Origin of the sequence: Nocardioides donggukensis (assembly GCF_014842875.1) — a bacterium.
GTDB lineage: Bacteria > Actinomycetota > Actinomycetes > Propionibacteriales > Nocardioidaceae > Nocardioides > Nocardioides donggukensis.
The window spans coordinates 515,146-533,750 of the sequence record NZ_JACYXZ010000001.1 but is presented as its reverse complement, the minus strand read 5'-3'; the positions used below and the strand labels follow the sequence as shown (position 1 = coordinate 533,750).

Here is an 18,605-nt window from a genome sequence, read left to right as displayed (position 1 = left end):
TCCGGATCAGCCGAGGTCGCTCCGGCGCGGCGGATCGGCACCCGGTCGCGACACCGTGACCCGGGCCGCGGCGCCGGCGAACTCGAGCACCTCCCGCCAGCCCTCCGGGTCCAGCCCGACCAGGCCGTCACCGACGAGCAGGCCTCGCTCCCCCAGCGCCACCAGCAGCGCGGCACCGAAGGTGTCGCCGGCGCCGACGGTGTCGACGACCTCCACCGGCTCCGCGGCGACGTGCACCTCGCCCTGCGGCCCGTACCACGACGCGCCGGCACCACCCCGCGTCACCACGACCGCCGCCGGGCCGAGGCCCAGCAGCAGCCCGGCCGCGTCGGCGATCGGCAGGTCCGGGTGCAGGGCGGCCAGGTCCTCGTCGCTGGCCTTGACCACGTCGGCCAGGGCCACCATCCGGTCGACCCGTTCGGCGATCTCCGGCCCGGTGCCCGTGACGCCCGGCCGGAGGTTCAGGTCGTAGCTGACCACCGCGCCCTCGGACAGCCCGGCCACGAGGTCGGCCACCCGTTCGCACCCCGGGGCGAGGACCGCCGCCAGCGAGCAGGTGTGCACCAGGGTCGGCCGCAGCCCTCCGGGCAGCACCACCGGCGGGAGGTCCCACTCGATGTCGAACTCGTAGGTCGCGGCCCCGCCGGCGCCGATCGTGGCGACGGCGGACGAGGTGCGGGCCATGCCGGCGTACGGCCCCACCAATGTGACGCCGTTGCCCTCGAGGTGGGCCGCGATCCGCCGACCGTGGTCGTCCTCGCCGAGCCGGGTCACCAACGACGTGGCGACGTCGAGCCGGGCCAGGGCGAGCGCGGTGTTCGCCGCGCTCCCACCGGCATGCTCCTGCACGGCGCCCTCCGCGTGCACCACGTCCATCAGGGCCTCGCCGACCACCAGCGCAGAGAACGGAGTCATGCCCCCTCTCTACACGATCCGGCCGCGGACCGGGGCGCGTCTCGGATGCGGCAGGGCCCGCCACCGTGTCCGGTGACGGGCCCTGTGCGTGCGACGGTGCCGGGTCAGGCGTCCTTCGACTCGCCCTCGGCGGGCTCCTCGGCGGGTGCGTCGGACTCCTCGGCGGGTGCGTCGGCGACCTCGGCGGCCTCCGTGCTCTGCGCCTCGGCGGTCTCGACGTCGGCGGCCTGGGTCTCGACGACCTCGGTCTCACCGTCGGTGCCGGTGGCCTCGACCTCGGCCGGGGCGGCGTCGGTCTCGACCGGCGCGGCGGCCTGGGTCTTCTTGGTCGACGGCGCCTTGGGGCTGTAGGCCTCGGTCACCAGCTCGATGACCGCCATGGGGGCGTTGTCGCCCTTGCGGGGGCCGATCTTCGTGACCCGGGTGTAGCCCCCGGGGCGCTCGGCGAACGTCGGTGCGATCTCGGTGAAGAGGGTGTGCACGACCGACTTGTCGCGGACCGTCTTGAGGACCTCGCGACGGTTGTGCAGGTCGCCGCGCTTCGCCTTGGTGATCAGCTTCTCCGCGACCGGGCGCAGCACCCGCGCCTTGGCCTCGGTGGTGGTGATCCGTCCGTGCTCGAACAGCGCGGTGGCCAGGTTCGCGACCATGAGCCGCTGGTGGGCCGGGCTGCCGCCGAGGCGCGTGCCCTTCTTGGGGGTAGGCATCTCTGGTTCTCTCGATTCTCCCCGGCCGTGTCAGGTACCGGGATAGAGGGTTTGTCTCGCGGGCCGGGCCCGTCGAGGTCAGCAGACCTCGACGAGCCCGTCCGTCGAGGGGATCAGTACTGCTCGTCCTCGACGAACGCGTCGTCGTCGTCGTCGCCGTACGCCGCCAGGGCGGCCTGCGGGTCGAAGCCGGGCGCGCTGTCCTTGAGGGACAGGCCCATCTCGACCAGCTTGCCCTTGACCTCGTCGATCGACTTCGAGCCGAAGTTGCGGATGTCGAGCAGGTCCTGCTCCGAGCGGGAGATGAGCTCACCCACGGTGTGGATGCCCTCGCGCTTGAGGCAGTTGTAGGACCGCACGGTCAGCTGCAGGTCCTCGACCGGGAGGGCGAGGTCGGCAGCCAGCTGCTCGTCGACGGGCGAGGGGCCGATGTCGATGCCCTCGGCCTCGACGTTGAGCTCCCGGGCCAGGCCGAACAGCTCGACCAGGGTCTTGCCGGCCGAGGCGATCGCGTCACGGGGACGGATCGACGGCTTGGTCTCGACGTCGATGACGAGCTTGTCGAAGTCGGTCCGCTGCTCGACACGCGTGGCCTCGACCTTGTAGGTCACCTTGAGGACCGGCGAGTAGATCGAGTCGACCGGCATCCGGCCGATCTCGTTGTCGCCGCCCTTGTTCTGGACCGCGCTGACGTAGCCGCGGCCACGCTCGACGACCAGCTCCATCTCCAGCTTGCCGCTGTCGGAGAGGGTGGCGATGGTCAGGTCCGGGTTGTGCACCTCCACGCCGGCCGGCGGTGCGATGTCGGCCGCGGTGACCGCGCCCGCACCCTGCTTGCGCAGGTACATCGTGACCGGCTCGTCGTGCTCGGAGGAGACGACCAGGCCCTTCAGGTTGAGGATGACCTCGGTGACATCCTCCTTCACGCCCTCGATGGTCGAGAACTCGTGCAGGACGTTGTCGATCTTGATGCTGGTGACGGACGCGCCCGGGATCGAGCTGAGGAGCGTGCGACGCAGCGAGTTGCCGAGCGTGTACCCGAATCCGGGCTCCAGCGGCTCGATCACGAACCGTGAGCGGAACTCGTCAACGGACTCTTCCGACAGGGTCGGGCGCTGAGCGATAAGCACTGAGACTGTCCTTTCCGGGCCCACCCACCATTTGACGGGCCCGAACTTCGGTGATCGATGAGGGAGGGGGTTACTTCTTCGAGTAGTACTCGACGATCAGCTGCTCCTGGACCGGGATGTCGATCTGGGCCCGGACCGGGAGCTGGTGAACGAGGACGCGCATGCGGTTGGGCAGCGCCTCGAGCCATGCGGGGACGACACGCTCGCCGTGGGTCTCGCGAGCCACGATGAACGGGGTCATCTCCAGGGACTTCTCACGCACGTCGATCACGTCGTGCGCCGAGACCTGGAAGGACGGGATGTCGACCTTCTTGCCGTTCACGGTGAAGTGACCGTGGACGACGAGCTGACGGGCGTGGCGGCGGGTGCGGGCGAAGCCGGCACGGTAGACCACGTTGTCGAGACGGCACTCGAGCATCTGCAGCAGGTTGTCACCGGTCTTGCCGGCGCGCCGCGAGGCCTCCACGTAGTAGTTGTGGAACTGCTTCTCCAGCACGCCGTAGGAGATGCGGGCCTTCTGCTTCTCCCGCAGCTGGAGGAGGTACTCGCTCTCCTTGATGCGGCCGCGGCCGTGCTGGCCGGGCGGGTAGGGACGACGCTCGAATGCCGAGTCGCCGCCCACGAGGTCGACACCGAGACGGCGCGACTTCTTGGTCATGGGGCCGATGTAACGGGCCATAGCTCAATGACTCCTTGGTCTCTGCTGGTCTTGGTGGCGGGTCAGACGCGCCGGCGCTTGGGCGGGCGGCATCCGTTGTGGGGCGTGGGCGTGACGTCCTGGATGGTGCCGACCTCGAGGCCGATCGCACCCAGGGACCGGATCGCCGTCTCGCGGCCCGAGCCCGGGCCCTTGACGAAGACGTCGATCTTCTTCATGCCGTGCTCCATCGCCCGGCGACCAGCAGCCTCGGCTGCCATCTGTGCGGCGTACGGCGTGGACTTGCGCGAGCCCTTGAAGCCCACGGTGCCCGCCGAGGCCCACGAGATCACCGCGCCGGTCGGGTCGGTGATCGTGACGATCGTGTTGTTGAACGTGCTCTTGATGTGGGCTTCGCCCTGAGCGATGTTCTTCTTCTCCTTGCGGCGCACCTTCTTGGCGCCGGCCGCGGTGCGGCTCTTGGGAGGCATACGTTTCTCCTGAGGTTCTGGAAGCTGTGAGTTCGAGTGAAGTCAGCAGGTGCGGCGGTGTGCCGGGTCGCGGAGGACCCTCAGCGCACCGACGTCACTTGGTCTTCTTCTTGCCGGCGACAGTCCGCTTCGGACCCTTGCGGGTGCGGGCGTTGGTCTTGGTGCGCTGACCGCGGACCGGGAGGCCCATGCGGTGGCGGCGACCCTGGTAGCTGCCGATCTCGATCTTGCGACGGATGTCGGCCTGGACCTCGCGACGGAGGTCACCCTCGATCTTGAAGTTGGCTTCGATCTGGTCGCGGAGCTTGACCAGCTCCTCGTCGCCCAGCTCGTGGACGCGGAGCTCGGGGCTGACGCCCGAGAGCTCCAGCAGCTGCTGGGCGCGGGTACGGCCGATGCCGTAGATGTAGGTGAGTGCGATCTCGATGCGCTTGTCGCGCGGGAGGTCAACACCAACGAGGCGTGCCATGTGGTGGCGGTTTCCCTTCGGTTCTCACAGAGGTGTCTGGTCGTGTCGCGCCCCGGTCCTCGAACCGGGCTCCGGCCTCTGCTCCGGAGGTGATTCGGTCTCGCCGGTCGGGCCGGCGCAGACCTCAGCGATCACGTTGTGAGGTGTCTTCAGTTGTGGTGGCTCAGGTGCCGGACCGGGACGCTGCGCGCCCGGCCCAGGAACTCAGCCCTGCCGCTGCTTGTGCCGCGGGTTGGAGCAGATGACCATGACCCGGCCGTGGCGGCGTACCACCTGGCACTTGTCGCAGATCCTCTTGACGCTCGGGTTGACCTTCATGAGAGGCCTTTCACTGTCGGCTGACGTGTCACTTGTACCGGTAGACGATCCGACCCCGGGTGAGGTCGTACGGAGAGAGCTCCACCACCACCCGGTCCTCGGGGAGGATCCGGATGTAGTGCTGACGCATCTTGCCGCTGATGTGGGCGAGGACCTTGTGCCCGTTGCTCAGCTCTACCCGGAACATCGCGTTCGGGAGAGCCTCGATGACGGTGCCCTCGATCTCGATCACGCCTTCTTTCTTCGGCATGTCCTCCGCAATCTGATCGTGTGTGATCTACCGTGAAAACCTGGCCCGGGAACCTCTCCGCTCGCGCGAAGTGGACCTCGTGCAGCCGTTCCGAGGACCTCTTCCCGGGCGCGCTGCGACCTGCTCACCGAGCAGGACGGTTGGCGATCCGGGCAGCCGCGAGGCACCACGAAACAGACCCACGTTGGGCCGACCGCTCAGTCTAGTGCGATCGTGCACGGATTCCCTAATCGCGTCCGGACCTCGCCGGGGCCATCGCCTGCTGCAACAGCGCCAGGGTGCGCTCGCGGGCCGGCGCCGCGTCGGCGGGCTCGGAGGCCATCGCCCCCGCCACCGGATGCACCATCACCTCGTCGACGCCGTACGTCGTCGCCAGCCGCCGCACCTCCGCCGCCGCGCCGGCCGGCTCGTCGAGGACCCAGCGGCCGGCCATCGCCTCGAGCAGGCCCCGGTGCTGGTCCGGCACCGTGGTCGCCTCCGCCTCCTCCACGAGCATCTGCGGCCCCAGGGGAGCACCGGTGCGCAGGGCCAGCATCGCGTGCTGCTGCGGGAGCGCCCGCCGCCGGGCCTCCTCGGCGGTCTCGGCGACGCCCACGTTGACGGTGAGGAAGGTGCGCGGCTCGGGGCAGTCGCCGGAGGGGCGGAACCGGGTCCGGTACAGCTCCAGGGCCTCGGCGGTGCCCTTGCCCGCGAAGTGGTGGGCGAAGACGTAGGGCAGGCCCTGCTCGGCTGCGAGCCGGGCGGAGTAGTCGGAGGACCCCAGCAGCCACACCGGCGGCCGGCCGGCGGCCCGCGGGGTGGCGCGGAGCTCGTGGGTGCGGCCGGCCACCGCCATCGACACCCCCGACTCCTCCATCATCGACACCACGTTGCCGACGTACTCGGGGAAGCGCTCGACGGCGCTGTCGTCGACACCGCCGGCGCCGTAGCGCAGCGCGTAGCGGGTGACCGGGTCCGTGCCCGGGGCTCGGCCGATGCCGAGGTCGATCCGGCCGGGGAAGGCGGCCTCGAGCAGGGCGAACTGCTCGGCGACGACGAGCGGGGCGTGGTTGGGGAGCATCACGCCGCCCGAGCCGACCCTGATCCGCTCGGTGGCGGCGGCGAGCAGCCCGATCAGCACCGGCGGGTTGGTGGCGGCGACGGCGGGCATGTTGTGGTGCTCGGCCACCCAGTAGCGCCGGTAGCCGTGCCGCTCAGCGACCCGGACCAGCGACCTGGCTGCGGTCAGCGCCTCGGCGCTGGTCTGGTTGCTGCGCACCGGCACCAGGTCCAGCACCGACAGCGCCGGCCCGGTCCCGTCGGGCAGCGCCGGCCCGGTCCCGTCGGCCATGTCATGGGGGCTCATATGCGCTGGCAACACCGCCCCCTCCCTCCTTGTTCCCCGACCCGTCGCTTGTGTCGGCCCCCAGCGCCTCGACCCGTCGCTTGTGTCAGGCCGACACAAGCGACGGGTCGGCGGGTGTGAGACCGACACAAGCGACGGGTCGGGGTCAGCCGGCGAAGGGGACGCCGAGCTCGGCGAGCCGGGACTCGCCCCCGTCGAGGGCGGTGAGGATCCACAGCCCGTCGGGGGTGATCGTGAAGGTGTGTTCGAAGTGGGCGGCGAAGCTGCCGTCGGCGGTGACGATCGTCCAGTCGTCGTCGAGCACGTCGGTGTGCCTGGAGCCGAGGGTGACCATCGGCTCGACGGCCAGGGCCAGGCCGCGGACCAGCTTGGCGCCACGACCGGCGCGACCGACGTTGGGGACGTTGGGCGGCTGGTGCATCTCGGTGCCGATCCCGTGACCCGTGTACTCCTCGAGGATCCCGTAGTCGCCCTGGGACCGCACGTAGGACTCCACCGCCGCCGAGATGTCGCCGACCCGGCCGCCGAGCCGGGCGGCGGCGAAGCCGCGCCACATGGACTCCTCGGTGACCCGCATCAGCTCGGTCACCGCGTCCGGGATCGTGCCCACGGCCACCGTGATCGCCGCGTCCCCGTGCCAGCCGTCCACGATCGCACCGCAGTCGATCGAGATCACGTCGCCCTCGACCAGCTCCCGGTCACCGGGGATGCCGTGCACGACCTGCTCGTTCACCGACGCGCAGATCGAGGCCGGGAACGGCGGGTGGCTGTAGCCCTTGAACGACGGGACCCCGCCGCCGGCGCGGATGTTCTCCTCGGCGATGGCGTCGAGCTCACCGGTGGTCACGCCCGGCCGGACCGACCGCCGCAGCAGCTCCAGGGTCTCGCCGACCAGCAGGCCGGCGACCCGCATCTTCGCGATCTGCTCCGGGGTCTTGATCTGGATCCCGCGGTCCAGCAGGCCCATGCCGGGCTCAGCTCTCGGGGACCGTGGACAACGCCGCGAAGATGCGCTCGGTCACCTCGTCGACCTCGCCCATGCCGTCGACCTCGACCAGGATCCCCCGCTGGCGGTAGACGTCGATGAGCGGCGCGGTCTGCTCGCCGTACACCTCCTGGCGACGACGGATGACCTCTTCGGTGTCGTCCGCGCGACCCTCGACCTGGGCACGGGCCAGCAGCCGCTGCACCACCTCGTCCTCGTCGACGGTGAGCACCACCACCGCGTCCAGCTGGTGACCGGTGAACCGGATCATGCCGTCGAGCTCCTCGACCTGGGCGACGGTCCGGGGGTAGCCGTCGAGCAGGAACCCCGGCTCCGCGTCCGGCTGGTCGATCCGGTTGCGGACCATCCGGTTCGTGACGTCGTCGGGGACGTACTCCCCCGCGTCCATGTAGCGCTTGGCCTCGATGCCGAGCGGCGTGCCCTCGGAGACGTTCGCCCGGAAGATGTCGCCGGTCGAGACGGCCGGGACGCCGAAGCGCTCCGCGACGAACTTGGCCTGGGTTCCCTTACCGGCACCCGGCGGGCCCATGATGATGAGTCTCATCTCAGCGGAGGAATCCTTCGTAGTTGCGCTGCTGGAGCTGGCTCTCGATCTGCTTCACCGTATCCAGCGCGACACCCACCATGATCAGGATGGAGGTGCCGCCGAAGGGGAAGTTCTGGTTCGCGTTGATCACCGCGAAGGCGATCAGCGGGACCAGCGAGATCAGACCGAGGTAGAGCGCGCCCGGCAGCGTGATCCGGGACAGGACGTAGGACAGGTAGTCCTCGGTCGGCTTGCCCGCCCGGATCCCGGGGATGAAGCCGCCGTACTTCTTCATGTTGTCCGCGACCTCGTTCGGGTTGAACGTGATCGAGACGTAGAAGTAGGTGAAGAAGATGATCAGCCCGAAGTAGACGGCCATGTACAGCGGGTGGCTGCCGTCGACCAGGTACTTGTTCAGGAAGCTGACCCACACGGGCTGCGGGTTCGCGCCCGCGTTGAACTGCACGGCCATGGCCGGCAGGTAGAGCAGTGAGCTGGCGAAGATGACCGGGATGATGCCCGCCTGGTTCACCTTGAGCGGGATGTACGTCGAGCTGCCGCCGAACATCTTGCGGCCCACCATCCGGCGGGCGTACTGCACCGGGATCCGGCGCTGGGCCTGCTCGATGAAGATGACCGCCGCGACCAGCACGAGTCCGATCGCCATCACGATGCCGAAGGTCCACACGCCCTGGGAGACCTTGACCTGCCACAGCGACGAGGGGAACGTGGCGATGACCTGGGTGAAGATCAGGATCGACATGCCGTTGCCGACGCCGCGGTCGGTGATCAGCTCGCCGAGCCACATGATGACCGCGGTGCCGGCCGTCATCGTGAGCACCATGATCAGGAAGGTGGCGATGCCGTCGTCGTGCAGCAGCGGACGGTCACACCCGGTGAGCAGCTGCCCGGACCGGGCCAGCGCGACGATGCCGGTCGCCTGCAGTACGGCGAGGGCCAGGGTGAGGTAGCGCGTGTACTGGGTGATCTTGGTCTGGCCCGCCTGACCCTCCTTCTTCAGCGCCTCGAGCCGCGGGATGACCACGACGAGCAGCTGCAGGATGATGCTGGCGGTGATGTAGGGCATGATCCCCAGCGCGAAGATCGTCAGCTGGAGCAGCGCACCGCCCGAGAACAGGTTGATCAGCGTGTAGACGCTGCTGTCCTCGAGCTGGTTCAGGCAGGTCTGCACGTTGGCCGTGTCGACCCCGGGGGCCGGGACCTGTGAGCCGAGCCGGAAGATCACGATGATCCCCAGGACGAACAGCAACTTGCGTCGCAGGTCGGGAGTCCGGAAAGCGTTGGCGAACGCGCCTAGCACGTGATCTGCCTTTCTCATGCTGATGACTCTCGCCGGGCCAGTGGACCCCGGGCGAGAACTCGGGGAAGCCTAACAGGCCGACCCCGGAGGCCTTCGGGTGAGACAGGGCGAGGGGCGCCGGACGGATCCGGGCCCCTCGCATGGTCTGACTGGCGTCAGGAAAGCACCGTCACGGTGCCGCCTGCGGCCTCGATCTTCTCCTTGGCGGAAGCGGAGAACGCGTGCGCGCTCACCTGGACCGCCACCGAGATCTCGCCCTGACCGAGCACCTTCACGGGCTGTGAGTCGCGGACCGCGCCGCGCGCGACCAGCTCCTCGACCCCGACGGTTCCGCCCTCGGGGAACAGCGAGCCCAGGCGGTCCAGGTTCACGACCTGGAACTCGACCTTGAACGGGTTCCTGAACCCCTTGAGCTTCGGCAGCCGCATGTGCAGCGGCATCTGGCCACCCTCGAAGCGGGCCGGCACCTGGTAGCGGGCCTTGGTGCCCTTGGTGCCGCGACCGGCCGTCTTGCCCTTCGACGCCTCACCGCGACCCACACGGGTCTTCGCGGTCTTGGCGCCCTGGGCGGGACGCAGGTGATGCAGCTTGAGTGTCATTTCGCGTCGACCTCCCCGTCGATCACCGAGACCGTCACCAGGTGACGGACGGCGTGGACCATGCCCCGGATCTCCGGGCGGTCCTCCTTGACGACCACGTCGCCGATGCGCTTGAGACCGAGCGTGCGCAGGGTCTCCCGCTGGTTGGGCTTGCAGCCGATCGTGGATCGGTGCTGCTGGACCTGGAGCTGTGCCATCAGGAGGTCACCTCCGCCCGAGCCCTCAGCAGGGCCGCCGGGGCGACGTCCTCCACCGGCAGGCCGCGACGGGCCGCGACTGCCTCGGGCTCCTCCAGCATCCGCAGCGCCTCGACGGTCGCGTGGACGATGTTGATCTGGTTGGACGACCCGAGCGACTTGCTCAGGACGTCGTGGATGCCGGCGCACTCGAGCACCGCACGCACCGGACCACCGGCGATGACACCGGTACCGGGGGCCGCCGGGCGCAGCAGCACGACACCGGCCGCCTTCTCGCCCGTGACCGGGTGCGGGATCGTGCCCTGGATGCGAGGGACGCGGAAGAAGTGCTTCTTCGCCTCCTCGACACCCTTGGCGATCGCCGAGGGCACCTCCTTGGCCTTGCCGTAGCCGACACCGACCATGCCTTCGCCGTCGCCGACGATCACCAGGGCGGTGAAGCTGAAGCGTCGACCACCCTTGACGACCTTGGCGACTCGGTTGATCGCGACGACACGCTCGATGTAGGCGGTCTTGTCGGCAGCTCCTCCACGACGGTCGTCACGGCCTCCGCGACGGTCGCCGCCGGCGCGCTGTCCGCGCTGGGCTCCGCTCATCAGACTTTCCTCTTCTCTCTCTTGCTCGTCTTCGCGATCAGAACGTCAGTCCGCCCTCGCGGGCGGCGTCAGCCAGGGCCGCGACGCGGCCGTGATACCTGTTGCCGGCACGGTCGAAGGTGACCGTGTCCACGCCCTCCGCCTTCGCGCGCTCGGCGACCAGTTCGCCGACGCGCTTGGCCTTGGCGGTCTTGTCACCGTCGAGGGCGCGCAGGTCCTGCTCCATCGTGGAGGCGGCCGCGAGCGTCCGCCCGGTCAGGTCGTCGACGACCTGGACCCCGATGTGCTTGCTGGACCGGGTCACGACGAGGCGCGGACGCTCCGCGGTGCCGGTGATCCGCTTGCGGCCCCGGACCTGACGACGCAGACGCGACGCGGTGCGAGCAGCGGTGTGCTTGTTGTGCTTGAGCGAGATCGCCATGGTCACTTACCAGCCTTTCCGACCTTGCGGCGGATGTGCTCACCCGCGTAGCGAACGCCCTTGCCCTTGTAGGGCTCGGGCTTGCGCAGCTTGCGGATGTTGGCCGCGACCTCACCGACGAGCTGCTTGTCGATGCCCTGCACGCCCAGCTTCGTCGGGCCGTCCACGCTGAACGTGATGCCCTCGGGAGCGTTGAACGTGATGGAGTGGGAGTAGCCCAGCTGGAACTCGAGCTGGGTCGGGCCCTTCGAGAGGACCCGGTAGCCGACTCCGACGATCTCGAGCTTCTTCTCGTAGCCGTCGGTCACACCGACGACCATGTTGTTGATCAGGGTTCGGGTCAGGCCGTGGAGCGAGCGGCTCTCGCGCTCGTCGTCGGGCCGCTTGACCTCGAGGGCGTCCTCGTTGCGGTCGACCGTGATCGGGGCGGCCACCGTGTGGCTCAGCGTGCCCTTGGGGCCCTTGACCGTCACGAGGCGCTCGTCGATGGACACGTCGACACCCGACGGGACCACGATGGGGAGCTTGCCAATGCGCGACATGCTTTGCGTTCTCCTTCTGGTCTCGTCGTTACCAGACGTAGGCGAGGACTTCCCCACCCACGCCCTTCTGGTTTGCCTGGCGGTCGGTCAGCAGGCCTTGGCTGGTCGAGATGACCGCGATGCCGAGGCCGCCGAGCACCTTGGGCAGGCCCGTGTGCTTGGCGTAGACCCGCAGGCCGGGCTTGCTGATCCGGCGGACGCCCGCGATGGAGCGCTCCCGGTTGCGGCCGTACTTGAGCGTGATCGACAGGGTCTTGCCGACCTCGCCCTCGGACGGCTCCGCCACGTCGAACGACGTGATGTAGCCCTCCTGCTTGAGGATCTCGGCGACGCCAGCCTTGAGCTTGCTGTACGGCATCGCCACCGAGTCGTGGTACGCCTGGTTGGCGTTGCGCAGACGCGTGAGCATGTCTGCGATCGGGTCAGTCATCGTCATGGCCGAATGGCCCTTTCCCACCGTGGTTTCGACCCGCCGTGCGCGGGCCGACCTTCAGCGATCGTTGATGGAGTCGAGTTGCGAGGTCACCAGCTGGACTTGGTCACGCCGGGCAGCTCGCCACGGTGCGCCATTTCCCGCAGGCAGATGCGGCACAGGCCGAACTTGCGGTAGACGGCCTTGGGCCGTCCGCAGCGCTGGCAGCGGGTGTAGCCGCGGACAGCGAACTTCGGCTTGCGGGCGGCCTTGACCTTCAGTGAAGTCTTCGCCATGTCAGTTGCCTTCCTTGAACGGGAAGCCGAGCTGCTTGAGCAGCGCCCGACCCTCGTCGTCGTTCGTGGCCGTGGTCACGATGGTGATGTCCATGCCCCGGGACCGGTCGATCTTGTCCTGGTCGATCTCGTGGAACATGACCTGCTCGGTCAGACCGAAGGTGTAGTTCCCCCGGCCGTCGAACTGCTTGCCGTTGAGGCCGCGGAAGTCGCGGATGCGGGGCAGCGCGAGCGACAGCAGCCGGTCGAGGAACTCCCACATCCGGTCGCCGCGCAGTGTGACGTGCGCACCGATCGGCATGCCCTCACGCAGCTTGAACTGCGCGATGGACTTGCGGGCCTTCGTGACCTGGGGCTTCTGGCCGGTGATCGCGGTGAGGTCGCGGACGGCGCCCTCGATCAGCTTGGAGTCGCGAGCCGCCTCGCCGACGCCCATGTTGACCACGATCTTGGTCAGGCCGGGGACCTGCATCACGTTCGCGATCTCGAACTCGGACTGCAGCGCCGGGATGATCTCCTCCCGGTAGCGCTGCTTGAACCGGGGCATCGTGCGCTCGGTGCCCTTGTCGATGGTCTCGGTCATCTCAGATCTCCTTGCCCGAGGTGCGCGCCACGCGGACGCTGCGCTGGGCGGTGTACTCGGAGCCGTCGGTACGACGCTTGGTCACCTCGTCGCGGCGGAACCCGACCCGGGTCACGCCGTCACCGTCGACCAGCATCACGTTCGAGACGTGGATGGCGGCCTCCGTGGTCACGATGCCGCCGGTGTTGCCGGCGCGGCCGCCCTGGTTGACGGCCTTCTCGTGCTTCTTGACGCGGTTGACGCCCTCGACGATCACCCGGTCCTGCTCGCGCAGCACGGAGATCACCTTGCCCTCGGCGCCCTTGTCCTTGCCGGCGATCACCTTGACGGTGTCACCCTTCTTGATGTTCACGTTCTTCTTCGCCATGGCTCAGAGCACCTCCGGTGCGAGCGAGATGATCTTCATGAACTTCTTCTCGCGCAGCTCGCGGCCCACCGGGCCGAAGATGCGGGTGCCTCGCGGCTCGCCGTCGTTCTTGAGGATCACTGCGGCGTTCTCGTCGAAGCGGATGTAGGAGCCGTCGGGACGACGGCGCTCCTTCACGGTCCGCACGACGACGGCCTTGACGACGTCACCCTTCTTGACGTTGCCACCGGGGATCGCGTCCTTCACGGTGGCTACGACGACGTCGCCGATACCGGCGTAGCGCCGACCCGAACCGCCAAGAACACGGATGCAGAGGATCTCCTTCGCACCGGTGTTGTCGGCGACCTTGAGTCGCGACTCCTGCTGGATCATCGGTTATCTCCTGGTTGTCGAGCCGGTTCTCGCCGTGCCCCGCGGGGCGGCCGGCGAGCCTTGCCGAACTTGAATTGAACTAGAACGTGGGTGTGGCGGACGGGGCCGTCACTTGGCCTTCTCGACGACCGAGACCACGCGCCAGCGCTTGGTCGCGGACAGCGGTCGGGTCTCCATGATCTGGACCCGGTCGCCGATGCCGCACTCGTTGGCCTCGTCGTGCGCCTTGAGCTTGCTGTTGCGGCGCAGGACCTTGCCGTACAGCGCGTGCTTGACGCGGTCCTCGACGGACACGACCACGGTCTTGTCCATCTTGTCGCTGACGACCAGGCCCTCGCGGACCTTGCGCGCGGTGCGCTCGTTCGTCACATCGGTCGGCTCGCTCATGCGGCGCCACCCTTCTCCGTGGCCTCGTCGGCGTCGTCGGTGTCGGCGCCCGGAGTGGCCCGGATGCCGAGCTCGCGCTCGCGCACCACGGTGTAGATCCGGGCAATGTCCTTCTTGACCGTGCGGAGCCGGCCGTGGCTCTCCAGCTGGCCGGTGGCGGCCTGGAACCGGAGGTTGAACAGCTCCTCCTTGGCCTCACGCAGCTTGGCCTCGAGGTCCACCTCAGTGAGCTGGTCGAGCTCGTGCGCGGTGCTGGTCTTGGCGCTCATCAGAATTCACCTGCCTCGCGGGAGACGAAGCGGCACTTCATCGGAAGCTTGTGCATCGCGCGGCGCATGGCCTCGCGAGCAATGTCATCCGGAACGCCGGAGAGTTCGAACATGATGCGGCCGGGCTTCACGTTGGCAACCCACCACTCGGGGGAGCCCTTGCCGGAACCCATGCGGGTCTCGGCGGGCTTCTTGGTCAGCGGGCGGTCGGGGTAGATGTTGATCCACACCTTGCCGCCGCGCTTGATGTGCCGGGTCATGGCGATACGAGCCGACTCGATCTGCCGGTTCGTCACGTAGTGACCCTCGATGGCCTGGATCCCGTACTCGCCGAAGGCGAGGTGGGTGCCACCCTTGGCCGCACCGGTCCGCTTGGGGTGGTGCTGCTTGCGGTGCTTGACGCGTCGGGGCATCAACATGGTGCTCAGCCCTCCTGTCCGGTGCTCGGCGCCTCGGCGCCGGTGCTCGCGGGCGCCTCGGCGGTGGCCGGCTCGGGGGCGGTGCCCCGGTCGGCGCGCGACGGGCGGTCGCCGCGGGACCCGCGGCCGGGACGCTCGCCGCCGCGGGAGGGCCGGCCGCGACCGGGCGCGCCGGCCCGGGCAGCGGCCTGGGCCTCGCGCTCGGCGCGGGTGCCCGCGACCTCGCCCTTGTAGATCCAGACCTTCACGCCGATGCGGCCGAAGGTCGTGCGGGCCTCGTAGAACCCGTAGTCGATGTCCGCGCGGAGCGTGTGCAGCGGCACCCGGCCCTCGCGGTAGAACTCGGTGCGCGACATCTCGGCGCCGTTGAGCCGGCCGGAGCACTGGATCCGGATCCCCTTGGCGCCGGAGCGCATGGAGGTCTGGATCGCCTTGCGCATCGCCCGGCGGAACTGCACCCGGCCGGCGAGCTGCTCGGCCACGCCCTGGGCGACCAGCTGGGCCTCGACCTCGGGGCTCTTGACCTCGAGGATGTTCAGCTGGACCTGCTTGCCGGTGAGCTTCTCGAGCTCGCCACGGATCCGGTCCGCCTCGGCGCCACGGCGACCGATGACGATGCCCGGACGGGCGGTGTGGATGTCGACACGGACCCGGTCGCGGGTGCGCTCGATCTCGACCTTGGCGATGCCGGCGCGCTCCATGCCCTTGGACAGGAGCTTGCGGATCGCGACGTCCTCACCGACGTACGCCTTGTACAGCTTGTCGGCGTACCACCGGCTCTTGTGGTCGGTCGAGATACCCAGGCGGAACCCGTTCGGGTTGATCTTCTGCCCCATCAGGCAGTCCTTCCCTTCTTCGCGGGCGACACGTCAGCCGGCTGCACAGCGATCGTGATGTGGCTGGTGCGCTTGTTGATGCGGGTGGCCCGGCCCTGGGCCCGGGGGCGCCAGCGCTTCATCGTGGGGCCCTCGTCGACCCGCGCGACCGAGACGACCAGCGAGGACGCGTCCAGGCTCTCGGTGGTCTCGGCGTTCGCGACGGCGCTCTCGACGACCTTGTAGACGGTCTCGGCAGCGGCCTGCGGCGCGAACTGCAGCAGGGCGAGGGCGTCCTCGACGGGCAGGCCGCGGACCATGTCGACGACACGGCGGGCCTTCATCGGGGTGATCCGCACGAAACGCGCGCTCGCGAAGGCACCCGGCTGGTCACCGAGCAGCGACTCGCGACGGGCGCTGGTGCGCCTGCGCTCAGTAACACTCATCGACGTCGTCCCTTCCGGTCTTCCTTCACGTGCCCGCGGTAGGTGCGGGTGGGGGCGAATTCACCGAGCTTGTGGCCGACCATGGCGTCGGTCACGAACACGGGAACGTGCTTGCGACCGTCGTGCACCGCGATGGTGTGACCGATCATGTCGGGCACGATCATCGAGCGGCGCGACCAGGTCTTGATCACGTTGTGGCTGCCCTTCTCGTTCTCCGCGTCCACCTTCTTGCTCAGGTGGTCGTCGATGAAGGGGCCCTTCTTCAGGCTGCGAGGCATGTCGTTTACTTCCTACCCTTGCCGGTCTTGCGGCGACGGATGATCTGGGCATCGCTGGACTTGCGCTTGCGCGTGCGTCCCTCCGGCTGACCCCAGGGGGACACCGGGTGACGACCACCCGAGGTCTTGCCCTCGCCACCGCCGTGCGGGTGGTCGACCGGGTTCATGACCACACCGCGGACGGTCGGGCGCTTGCCCTTCCAGCGCATGCGGCCGGCCTTGCCCCAGTTGATGTTGGACTGCTCGGCGTTGCCGACCTCGCCGAGGGTGGCGCGGCATCGCACGTCGACGAACCGCATCTCGCCGGACGGCATGCGCAGCGTGGCGCGCGAGCCCTCCTTGGCGACGAGCTGGGCGGAGTTGCCGGCCGAGCGGGCGATCTTGGCGCCGCCACCCGGACGGAGCTCGACGCAGTGGATCGTCGAGCCGACCGGGATGTTGCGCAGCGGCAGGTTGTTGCCGGGCTTGATGTCGGCGCCGACACCGGACTCGACCGCGGTGCCCTGCACCAGGCCGCGCGGCGCGATGATGTAGCGCTTCTCGCCGTCGGCGTAGTGCAGCAGCGCGATCCGCGCGGTGCGGTTCGGGTCGTACTCGATGTGCGCGACCTTCGCCGGCACCCCGTCCTTGTCGTAGCGGCGGAAGTCGATGATGCGGTAGGCCCGCTTGTGACCGCCACCCTGGTGCCGGGTGGTGATCCGGCCCTGGTTGTTGCGGCCGCCCTTCTTGGGCAGCGGACGCGTCAGCGACTTCTCCGGCGTCGACCGGGTGACCTCGACGAAGTCAGCGACCGACGAGCCGCGACGGCCCGGCGTGGTCGGCTTGTACTTGCGGATAGCCATGAGAAGAGTTCCTCAGTCCTAGTCGTTCAGGCACCCGGTCAGGAGACCGGGCCTCCGAAGATGTCGATGCGGTGGCCCTCGGCGAGGCTGACGATCGCGCGCTTGGTGTCCGGGCGCTTGCCCATGCCGAAGCGCGTGCGACGCGTCTTGCCCTGACGGTTGATGGTGTTCACCGACGTCACCTTCACGTCGAACACCTTCTCGACCGCGATCTTGATCTCGGTCTTGTTGGCGTCCGGGCGCACGATGAAGGTGTACTTGTTCGCGTCGAGCAGGCCGTAGCTCTTCTCGGACACGACCGGCGCGATCAGGACGTCGCGGTGGTCCTTGTGCAGCGTGCTCACTTGGCAGCCTCCTCGGTGGCCGGCGTGCCCTTCGGGGCGGTGCCGACGAACTTCTCGTACGCCGCCCGGCTGAACACCACGTCGTCGGAGTGCAGCACGTCGTAGGTGTTGAGCTGGTCGACGGCGACGATGTGGACGTTCCCCGCGTTGCGCAGGGAGAGCCAGGTCAGGTTGTCGCCACGCTCGAGCACGACCAGGAACTGGCGCCGACGGCCGGTGTCCTGGCCGAGGCCGGACAGCGCCGAGAGCGCGCCCCGGGTCGAGGGCACGTCGCCCTCCACGAGGGACTCCACGACGTGGATCCGGCCGTTGCGGGCCCGGTCCGACAGCGCGCCCTTGAGGGCGGCGGCCTTCATCTTCTTGGGCGTGCGCTGGTCGTAGTCGCGCGGCTGCGGGCCGTGGACGGTGCCACCGCCGGCGAACTGCGGCGAGCGGGTCGAGCCCTGGCGGGCGCGGCCGGTGCCCTTCTGCTTGTAGGGCTTGCGGCCACCGCCGCGGACCTCGCCGCGGGTCTTGGTGGCGTGGGTGCCCTGCCGGGCGGCCGCCTGCTGGGCGACGACGACCTGGTGGATCAGCGGGACGTTGACGGCCACGTCGAAGATCTCGGCGGGGAAGTCAACCTTCACGGTCTTGGCGCTCACTGGGCGACCTCCTTCTTGACGGCCGTGCGCAGGACGACGAGCCCGCCCTTGGGGCCGGGGACGGCGCCCTTGAGCAGGATCAGACCCTTCTCGGCGTCGACGGCGTGCACGGTGACGTTCTGGGTGGTGACGGTGTCGCCACCCATCCGGCCGGCCATGCGCATGCCCTTGAAGACGCGGCCCGGGGTCGCGCAGGCGCCGATCGAGCCGGGCTTGCGGTGGTTGCGGTGCGCACCGTGCGAGGCGCTGACACCGTGGAACCCGTGCCGCTTCATGACGCCGGCGAAGCCCTTGCCCTTGCTGGTGCCGGTGACGTCGAGCGCCTCGCCGGCGGCGAACAGCTCGGGGCTGAGCTCTTGGCCGATCGAGTACGACGCGGCGTCGGCGGTGCGGATCTCCACGACGTGGCGACGCGGGGTCACGCCGGCGCGGGTGAAGTGACCCGCCCGCGGCTTGGTGACCTTGCGGCCCTCGATCTCGCCGAAGCCGACCTGGATGGCGTTGTAGCCGTCGGTCTCGGGCTGGCGGACCTGCGTGATGACGTTGGTGCCCGCGGCGACCACGGTGATGGGGACGATCCGGTTGTTCTCGTCCCAGGTCTGGGTCATGCCGAGCTTGGTGCCCAGCAGCCCCTTCACGTTGTGTTCAGTAGTCATGACCGACC

32 protein-coding genes are annotated in these 18,605 nt (G+C 69.1%); all 32 read right to left on the bottom strand.

All coding sequences use genetic code 11. From position 1 onward, the window contains the following. Positions 1-6: 6 nt before the first annotated feature. The 32 genes from IE331_RS02675 to rplC all read right to left on the bottom strand — a co-directional run bounded on the left by IE331_RS02675 (position 7) and on the right by rplC (position 18,597). Positions 7-915 (bottom strand): carbohydrate kinase family protein, encoded by a 909-nt coding sequence (locus IE331_RS02675; protein WP_192140217.1) that lies wholly within the window; start codon positions 913-915, stop codon positions 7-9. Between the two features lie 104 nt (positions 916-1,019). After that, positions 1,020-1,622, bottom strand: a complete 603-nt coding sequence (gene rplQ, locus IE331_RS02670; protein WP_192140215.1) for a 50S ribosomal protein L17 — start codon at positions 1,620-1,622, stop codon at positions 1,020-1,022. A gap of 113 nt (positions 1,623-1,735) precedes the next feature. Beyond that, positions 1,736-2,752, bottom strand: a complete 1,017-nt coding sequence (locus tag IE331_RS02665) for a DNA-directed RNA polymerase subunit alpha (protein WP_192140213.1) — start codon at positions 2,750-2,752, stop codon at positions 1,736-1,738. A 70-nt stretch (positions 2,753-2,822) separates the two neighbouring features. Then, positions 2,823-3,431 (bottom strand): 30S ribosomal protein S4, encoded by a 609-nt coding sequence (rpsD, locus tag IE331_RS02660; RefSeq protein ID WP_192140211.1) that lies wholly within the window; start codon positions 3,429-3,431, stop codon positions 2,823-2,825. 41 nt (positions 3,432-3,472) lie between these two features. Continuing rightward, positions 3,473-3,880 carry a 30S ribosomal protein S11 gene (rpsK, locus tag IE331_RS02655; protein WP_192140205.1) on the bottom strand — a complete coding sequence of 136 codons (408 nt, stop codon included), beginning with the start codon at positions 3,878-3,880 and terminating at the stop codon, positions 3,473-3,475. Positions 3,881-3,974: 94 nt separating this feature from the next. Continuing rightward, positions 3,975-4,349 carry a 30S ribosomal protein S13 gene (rpsM, locus tag IE331_RS02650; protein ID WP_192140203.1) on the bottom strand — a complete coding sequence of 125 codons (375 nt, stop codon included), beginning with the start codon at positions 4,347-4,349 and terminating at the stop codon, positions 3,975-3,977. A 204-nt stretch (positions 4,350-4,553) separates the two neighbouring features. After that, positions 4,554-4,667 (bottom strand): 50S ribosomal protein L36, encoded by a 114-nt coding sequence (gene rpmJ / locus IE331_RS02645; protein WP_192140201.1) that lies wholly within the window; start codon positions 4,665-4,667, stop codon positions 4,554-4,556. A gap of 28 nt (positions 4,668-4,695) precedes the next feature. Next, a complete protein-coding gene (gene infA / locus IE331_RS02640; RefSeq protein ID WP_192140199.1) occupies positions 4,696-4,917 on the bottom strand; it encodes a translation initiation factor IF-1 in 222 nt (73 codons plus the stop codon). Between the two features lie 226 nt (positions 4,918-5,143). After that, a complete protein-coding gene (locus IE331_RS02635; RefSeq protein WP_201930944.1) occupies positions 5,144-6,262 on the bottom strand; it encodes an LLM class flavin-dependent oxidoreductase in 1,119 nt (372 codons plus the stop codon). A gap of 145 nt (positions 6,263-6,407) precedes the next feature. Continuing rightward, on the bottom strand, positions 6,408-7,223 hold the full coding sequence (gene map, locus IE331_RS02630; protein WP_404821736.1) for a type I methionyl aminopeptidase: 816 nt from the start codon (positions 7,221-7,223) through the stop codon (positions 6,408-6,410). 13 nt (positions 7,224-7,236) lie between these two features. Continuing rightward, positions 7,237-7,812, bottom strand: coding sequence for an adenylate kinase (locus IE331_RS02625; protein WP_192140195.1), 576 nt, complete (start codon positions 7,810-7,812; stop codon positions 7,237-7,239). Between the two features lies 1 nt (position 7,813). Further along, positions 7,814-9,115, bottom strand: coding sequence for a preprotein translocase subunit SecY (gene secY, locus IE331_RS02620; protein WP_192141648.1), 1,302 nt, complete (start codon positions 9,113-9,115; stop codon positions 7,814-7,816). A 155-nt stretch (positions 9,116-9,270) separates the two neighbouring features. After that, the gene (rplO, locus tag IE331_RS02615; protein ID WP_192140193.1) at positions 9,271-9,714 is read right to left on the bottom strand and encodes a 50S ribosomal protein L15; all 444 of its coding nucleotides are present in this window, start codon (positions 9,712-9,714) and stop codon (positions 9,271-9,273) included. Beyond that, positions 9,711-9,911 (bottom strand): 50S ribosomal protein L30, encoded by a 201-nt coding sequence (rpmD, locus tag IE331_RS02610; RefSeq protein WP_192140191.1) that lies wholly within the window; start codon positions 9,909-9,911, stop codon positions 9,711-9,713. Before rpmD ends, rplO begins: the two co-directional genes overlap by 4 nt. Beyond that, positions 9,911-10,507: a 30S ribosomal protein S5 gene (gene rpsE / locus IE331_RS02605; RefSeq protein WP_192140189.1), complete on the bottom strand. Its 597-nt coding sequence runs from the start codon at positions 10,505-10,507 to the stop codon at positions 9,911-9,913. The genes rpmD and rpsE overlap by 1 nt, the downstream gene beginning before the upstream one ends. A gap of 37 nt (positions 10,508-10,544) precedes the next feature. After that, positions 10,545-10,928 carry a 50S ribosomal protein L18 gene (gene rplR / locus IE331_RS02600; RefSeq protein WP_192141646.1) on the bottom strand — a complete coding sequence of 128 codons (384 nt, stop codon included), beginning with the start codon at positions 10,926-10,928 and terminating at the stop codon, positions 10,545-10,547. Between the two features lie 2 nt (positions 10,929-10,930). Next, complete coding sequence (gene rplF / locus IE331_RS02595) at positions 10,931-11,470, bottom strand: 50S ribosomal protein L6 (RefSeq protein WP_192140187.1); 540 nt, start codon at positions 11,468-11,470, stop codon at positions 10,931-10,933. Between the two features lie 28 nt (positions 11,471-11,498). Continuing rightward, a complete protein-coding gene (gene rpsH, locus IE331_RS02590) occupies positions 11,499-11,906 on the bottom strand; it encodes a 30S ribosomal protein S8 (protein ID WP_192140185.1) in 408 nt (135 codons plus the stop codon). Positions 11,907-11,992: 86 nt separating this feature from the next. Beyond that, positions 11,993-12,178, bottom strand: coding sequence for a type Z 30S ribosomal protein S14 (locus IE331_RS02585; RefSeq protein ID WP_010831721.1), 186 nt, complete (start codon positions 12,176-12,178; stop codon positions 11,993-11,995). 1 nt (position 12,179) lies between these two features. Beyond that, a complete protein-coding gene (gene rplE, locus IE331_RS02580; RefSeq protein WP_318646753.1) occupies positions 12,180-12,761 on the bottom strand; it encodes a 50S ribosomal protein L5 in 582 nt (193 codons plus the stop codon). A 1-nt stretch (position 12,762) separates the two neighbouring features. Then, entirely contained in the window at positions 12,763-13,128 is a 366-nt protein-coding gene (gene rplX / locus IE331_RS02575) for a 50S ribosomal protein L24 (protein WP_225579333.1), read from the bottom strand. A gap of 3 nt (positions 13,129-13,131) precedes the next feature. Then, positions 13,132-13,500, bottom strand: coding sequence for a 50S ribosomal protein L14 (rplN, locus tag IE331_RS02570; RefSeq protein WP_192140182.1), 369 nt, complete (start codon positions 13,498-13,500; stop codon positions 13,132-13,134). Positions 13,501-13,608: 108 nt separating this feature from the next. Beyond that, positions 13,609-13,887 (bottom strand): 30S ribosomal protein S17, encoded by a 279-nt coding sequence (gene rpsQ, locus IE331_RS02565; protein WP_192140180.1) that lies wholly within the window; start codon positions 13,885-13,887, stop codon positions 13,609-13,611. Beyond that, positions 13,884-14,156, bottom strand: coding sequence for a 50S ribosomal protein L29 (gene rpmC, locus IE331_RS02560; RefSeq protein WP_192140178.1), 273 nt, complete (start codon positions 14,154-14,156; stop codon positions 13,884-13,886). The genes rpsQ and rpmC overlap by 4 nt, the downstream gene beginning before the upstream one ends. After that, the gene (rplP, locus tag IE331_RS02555) at positions 14,156-14,575 is read right to left on the bottom strand and encodes a 50S ribosomal protein L16 (protein ID WP_192140176.1); all 420 of its coding nucleotides are present in this window, start codon (positions 14,573-14,575) and stop codon (positions 14,156-14,158) included. Before rplP ends, rpmC begins: the two co-directional genes overlap by 1 nt. Positions 14,576-14,580: 5 nt before the next feature. Then, entirely contained in the window at positions 14,581-15,411 is an 831-nt protein-coding gene (gene rpsC, locus IE331_RS02550) for a 30S ribosomal protein S3 (RefSeq protein ID WP_192140174.1), read from the bottom strand. Further along, entirely contained in the window at positions 15,411-15,836 is a 426-nt protein-coding gene (gene rplV / locus IE331_RS02545) for a 50S ribosomal protein L22 (RefSeq protein ID WP_192140172.1), read from the bottom strand. The genes rpsC and rplV overlap by 1 nt, the downstream gene beginning before the upstream one ends. Continuing rightward, a complete protein-coding gene (gene rpsS / locus IE331_RS02540) occupies positions 15,833-16,114 on the bottom strand; it encodes a 30S ribosomal protein S19 (RefSeq protein ID WP_192140162.1) in 282 nt (93 codons plus the stop codon). The genes rplV and rpsS overlap by 4 nt, the downstream gene beginning before the upstream one ends. 5 nt (positions 16,115-16,119) lie before the next feature. Further along, on the bottom strand, positions 16,120-16,956 hold the full coding sequence (rplB, locus tag IE331_RS02535; protein WP_192140159.1) for a 50S ribosomal protein L2: 837 nt from the start codon (positions 16,954-16,956) through the stop codon (positions 16,120-16,122). A gap of 38 nt (positions 16,957-16,994) precedes the next feature. Then, complete coding sequence (gene rplW, locus IE331_RS02530) at positions 16,995-17,300, bottom strand: 50S ribosomal protein L23 (protein WP_192140157.1); 306 nt, start codon at positions 17,298-17,300, stop codon at positions 16,995-16,997. Then, positions 17,297-17,941, bottom strand: a complete 645-nt coding sequence (rplD, locus tag IE331_RS02525; RefSeq protein WP_192140155.1) for a 50S ribosomal protein L4 — start codon at positions 17,939-17,941, stop codon at positions 17,297-17,299. The genes rplW and rplD overlap by 4 nt, the downstream gene beginning before the upstream one ends. Further along, a complete protein-coding gene (gene rplC, locus IE331_RS02520; RefSeq protein WP_192140153.1) occupies positions 17,938-18,597 on the bottom strand; it encodes a 50S ribosomal protein L3 in 660 nt (219 codons plus the stop codon). The genes rplD and rplC overlap by 4 nt, the downstream gene beginning before the upstream one ends. Positions 18,598-18,605 lie beyond the last annotated feature (8 nt).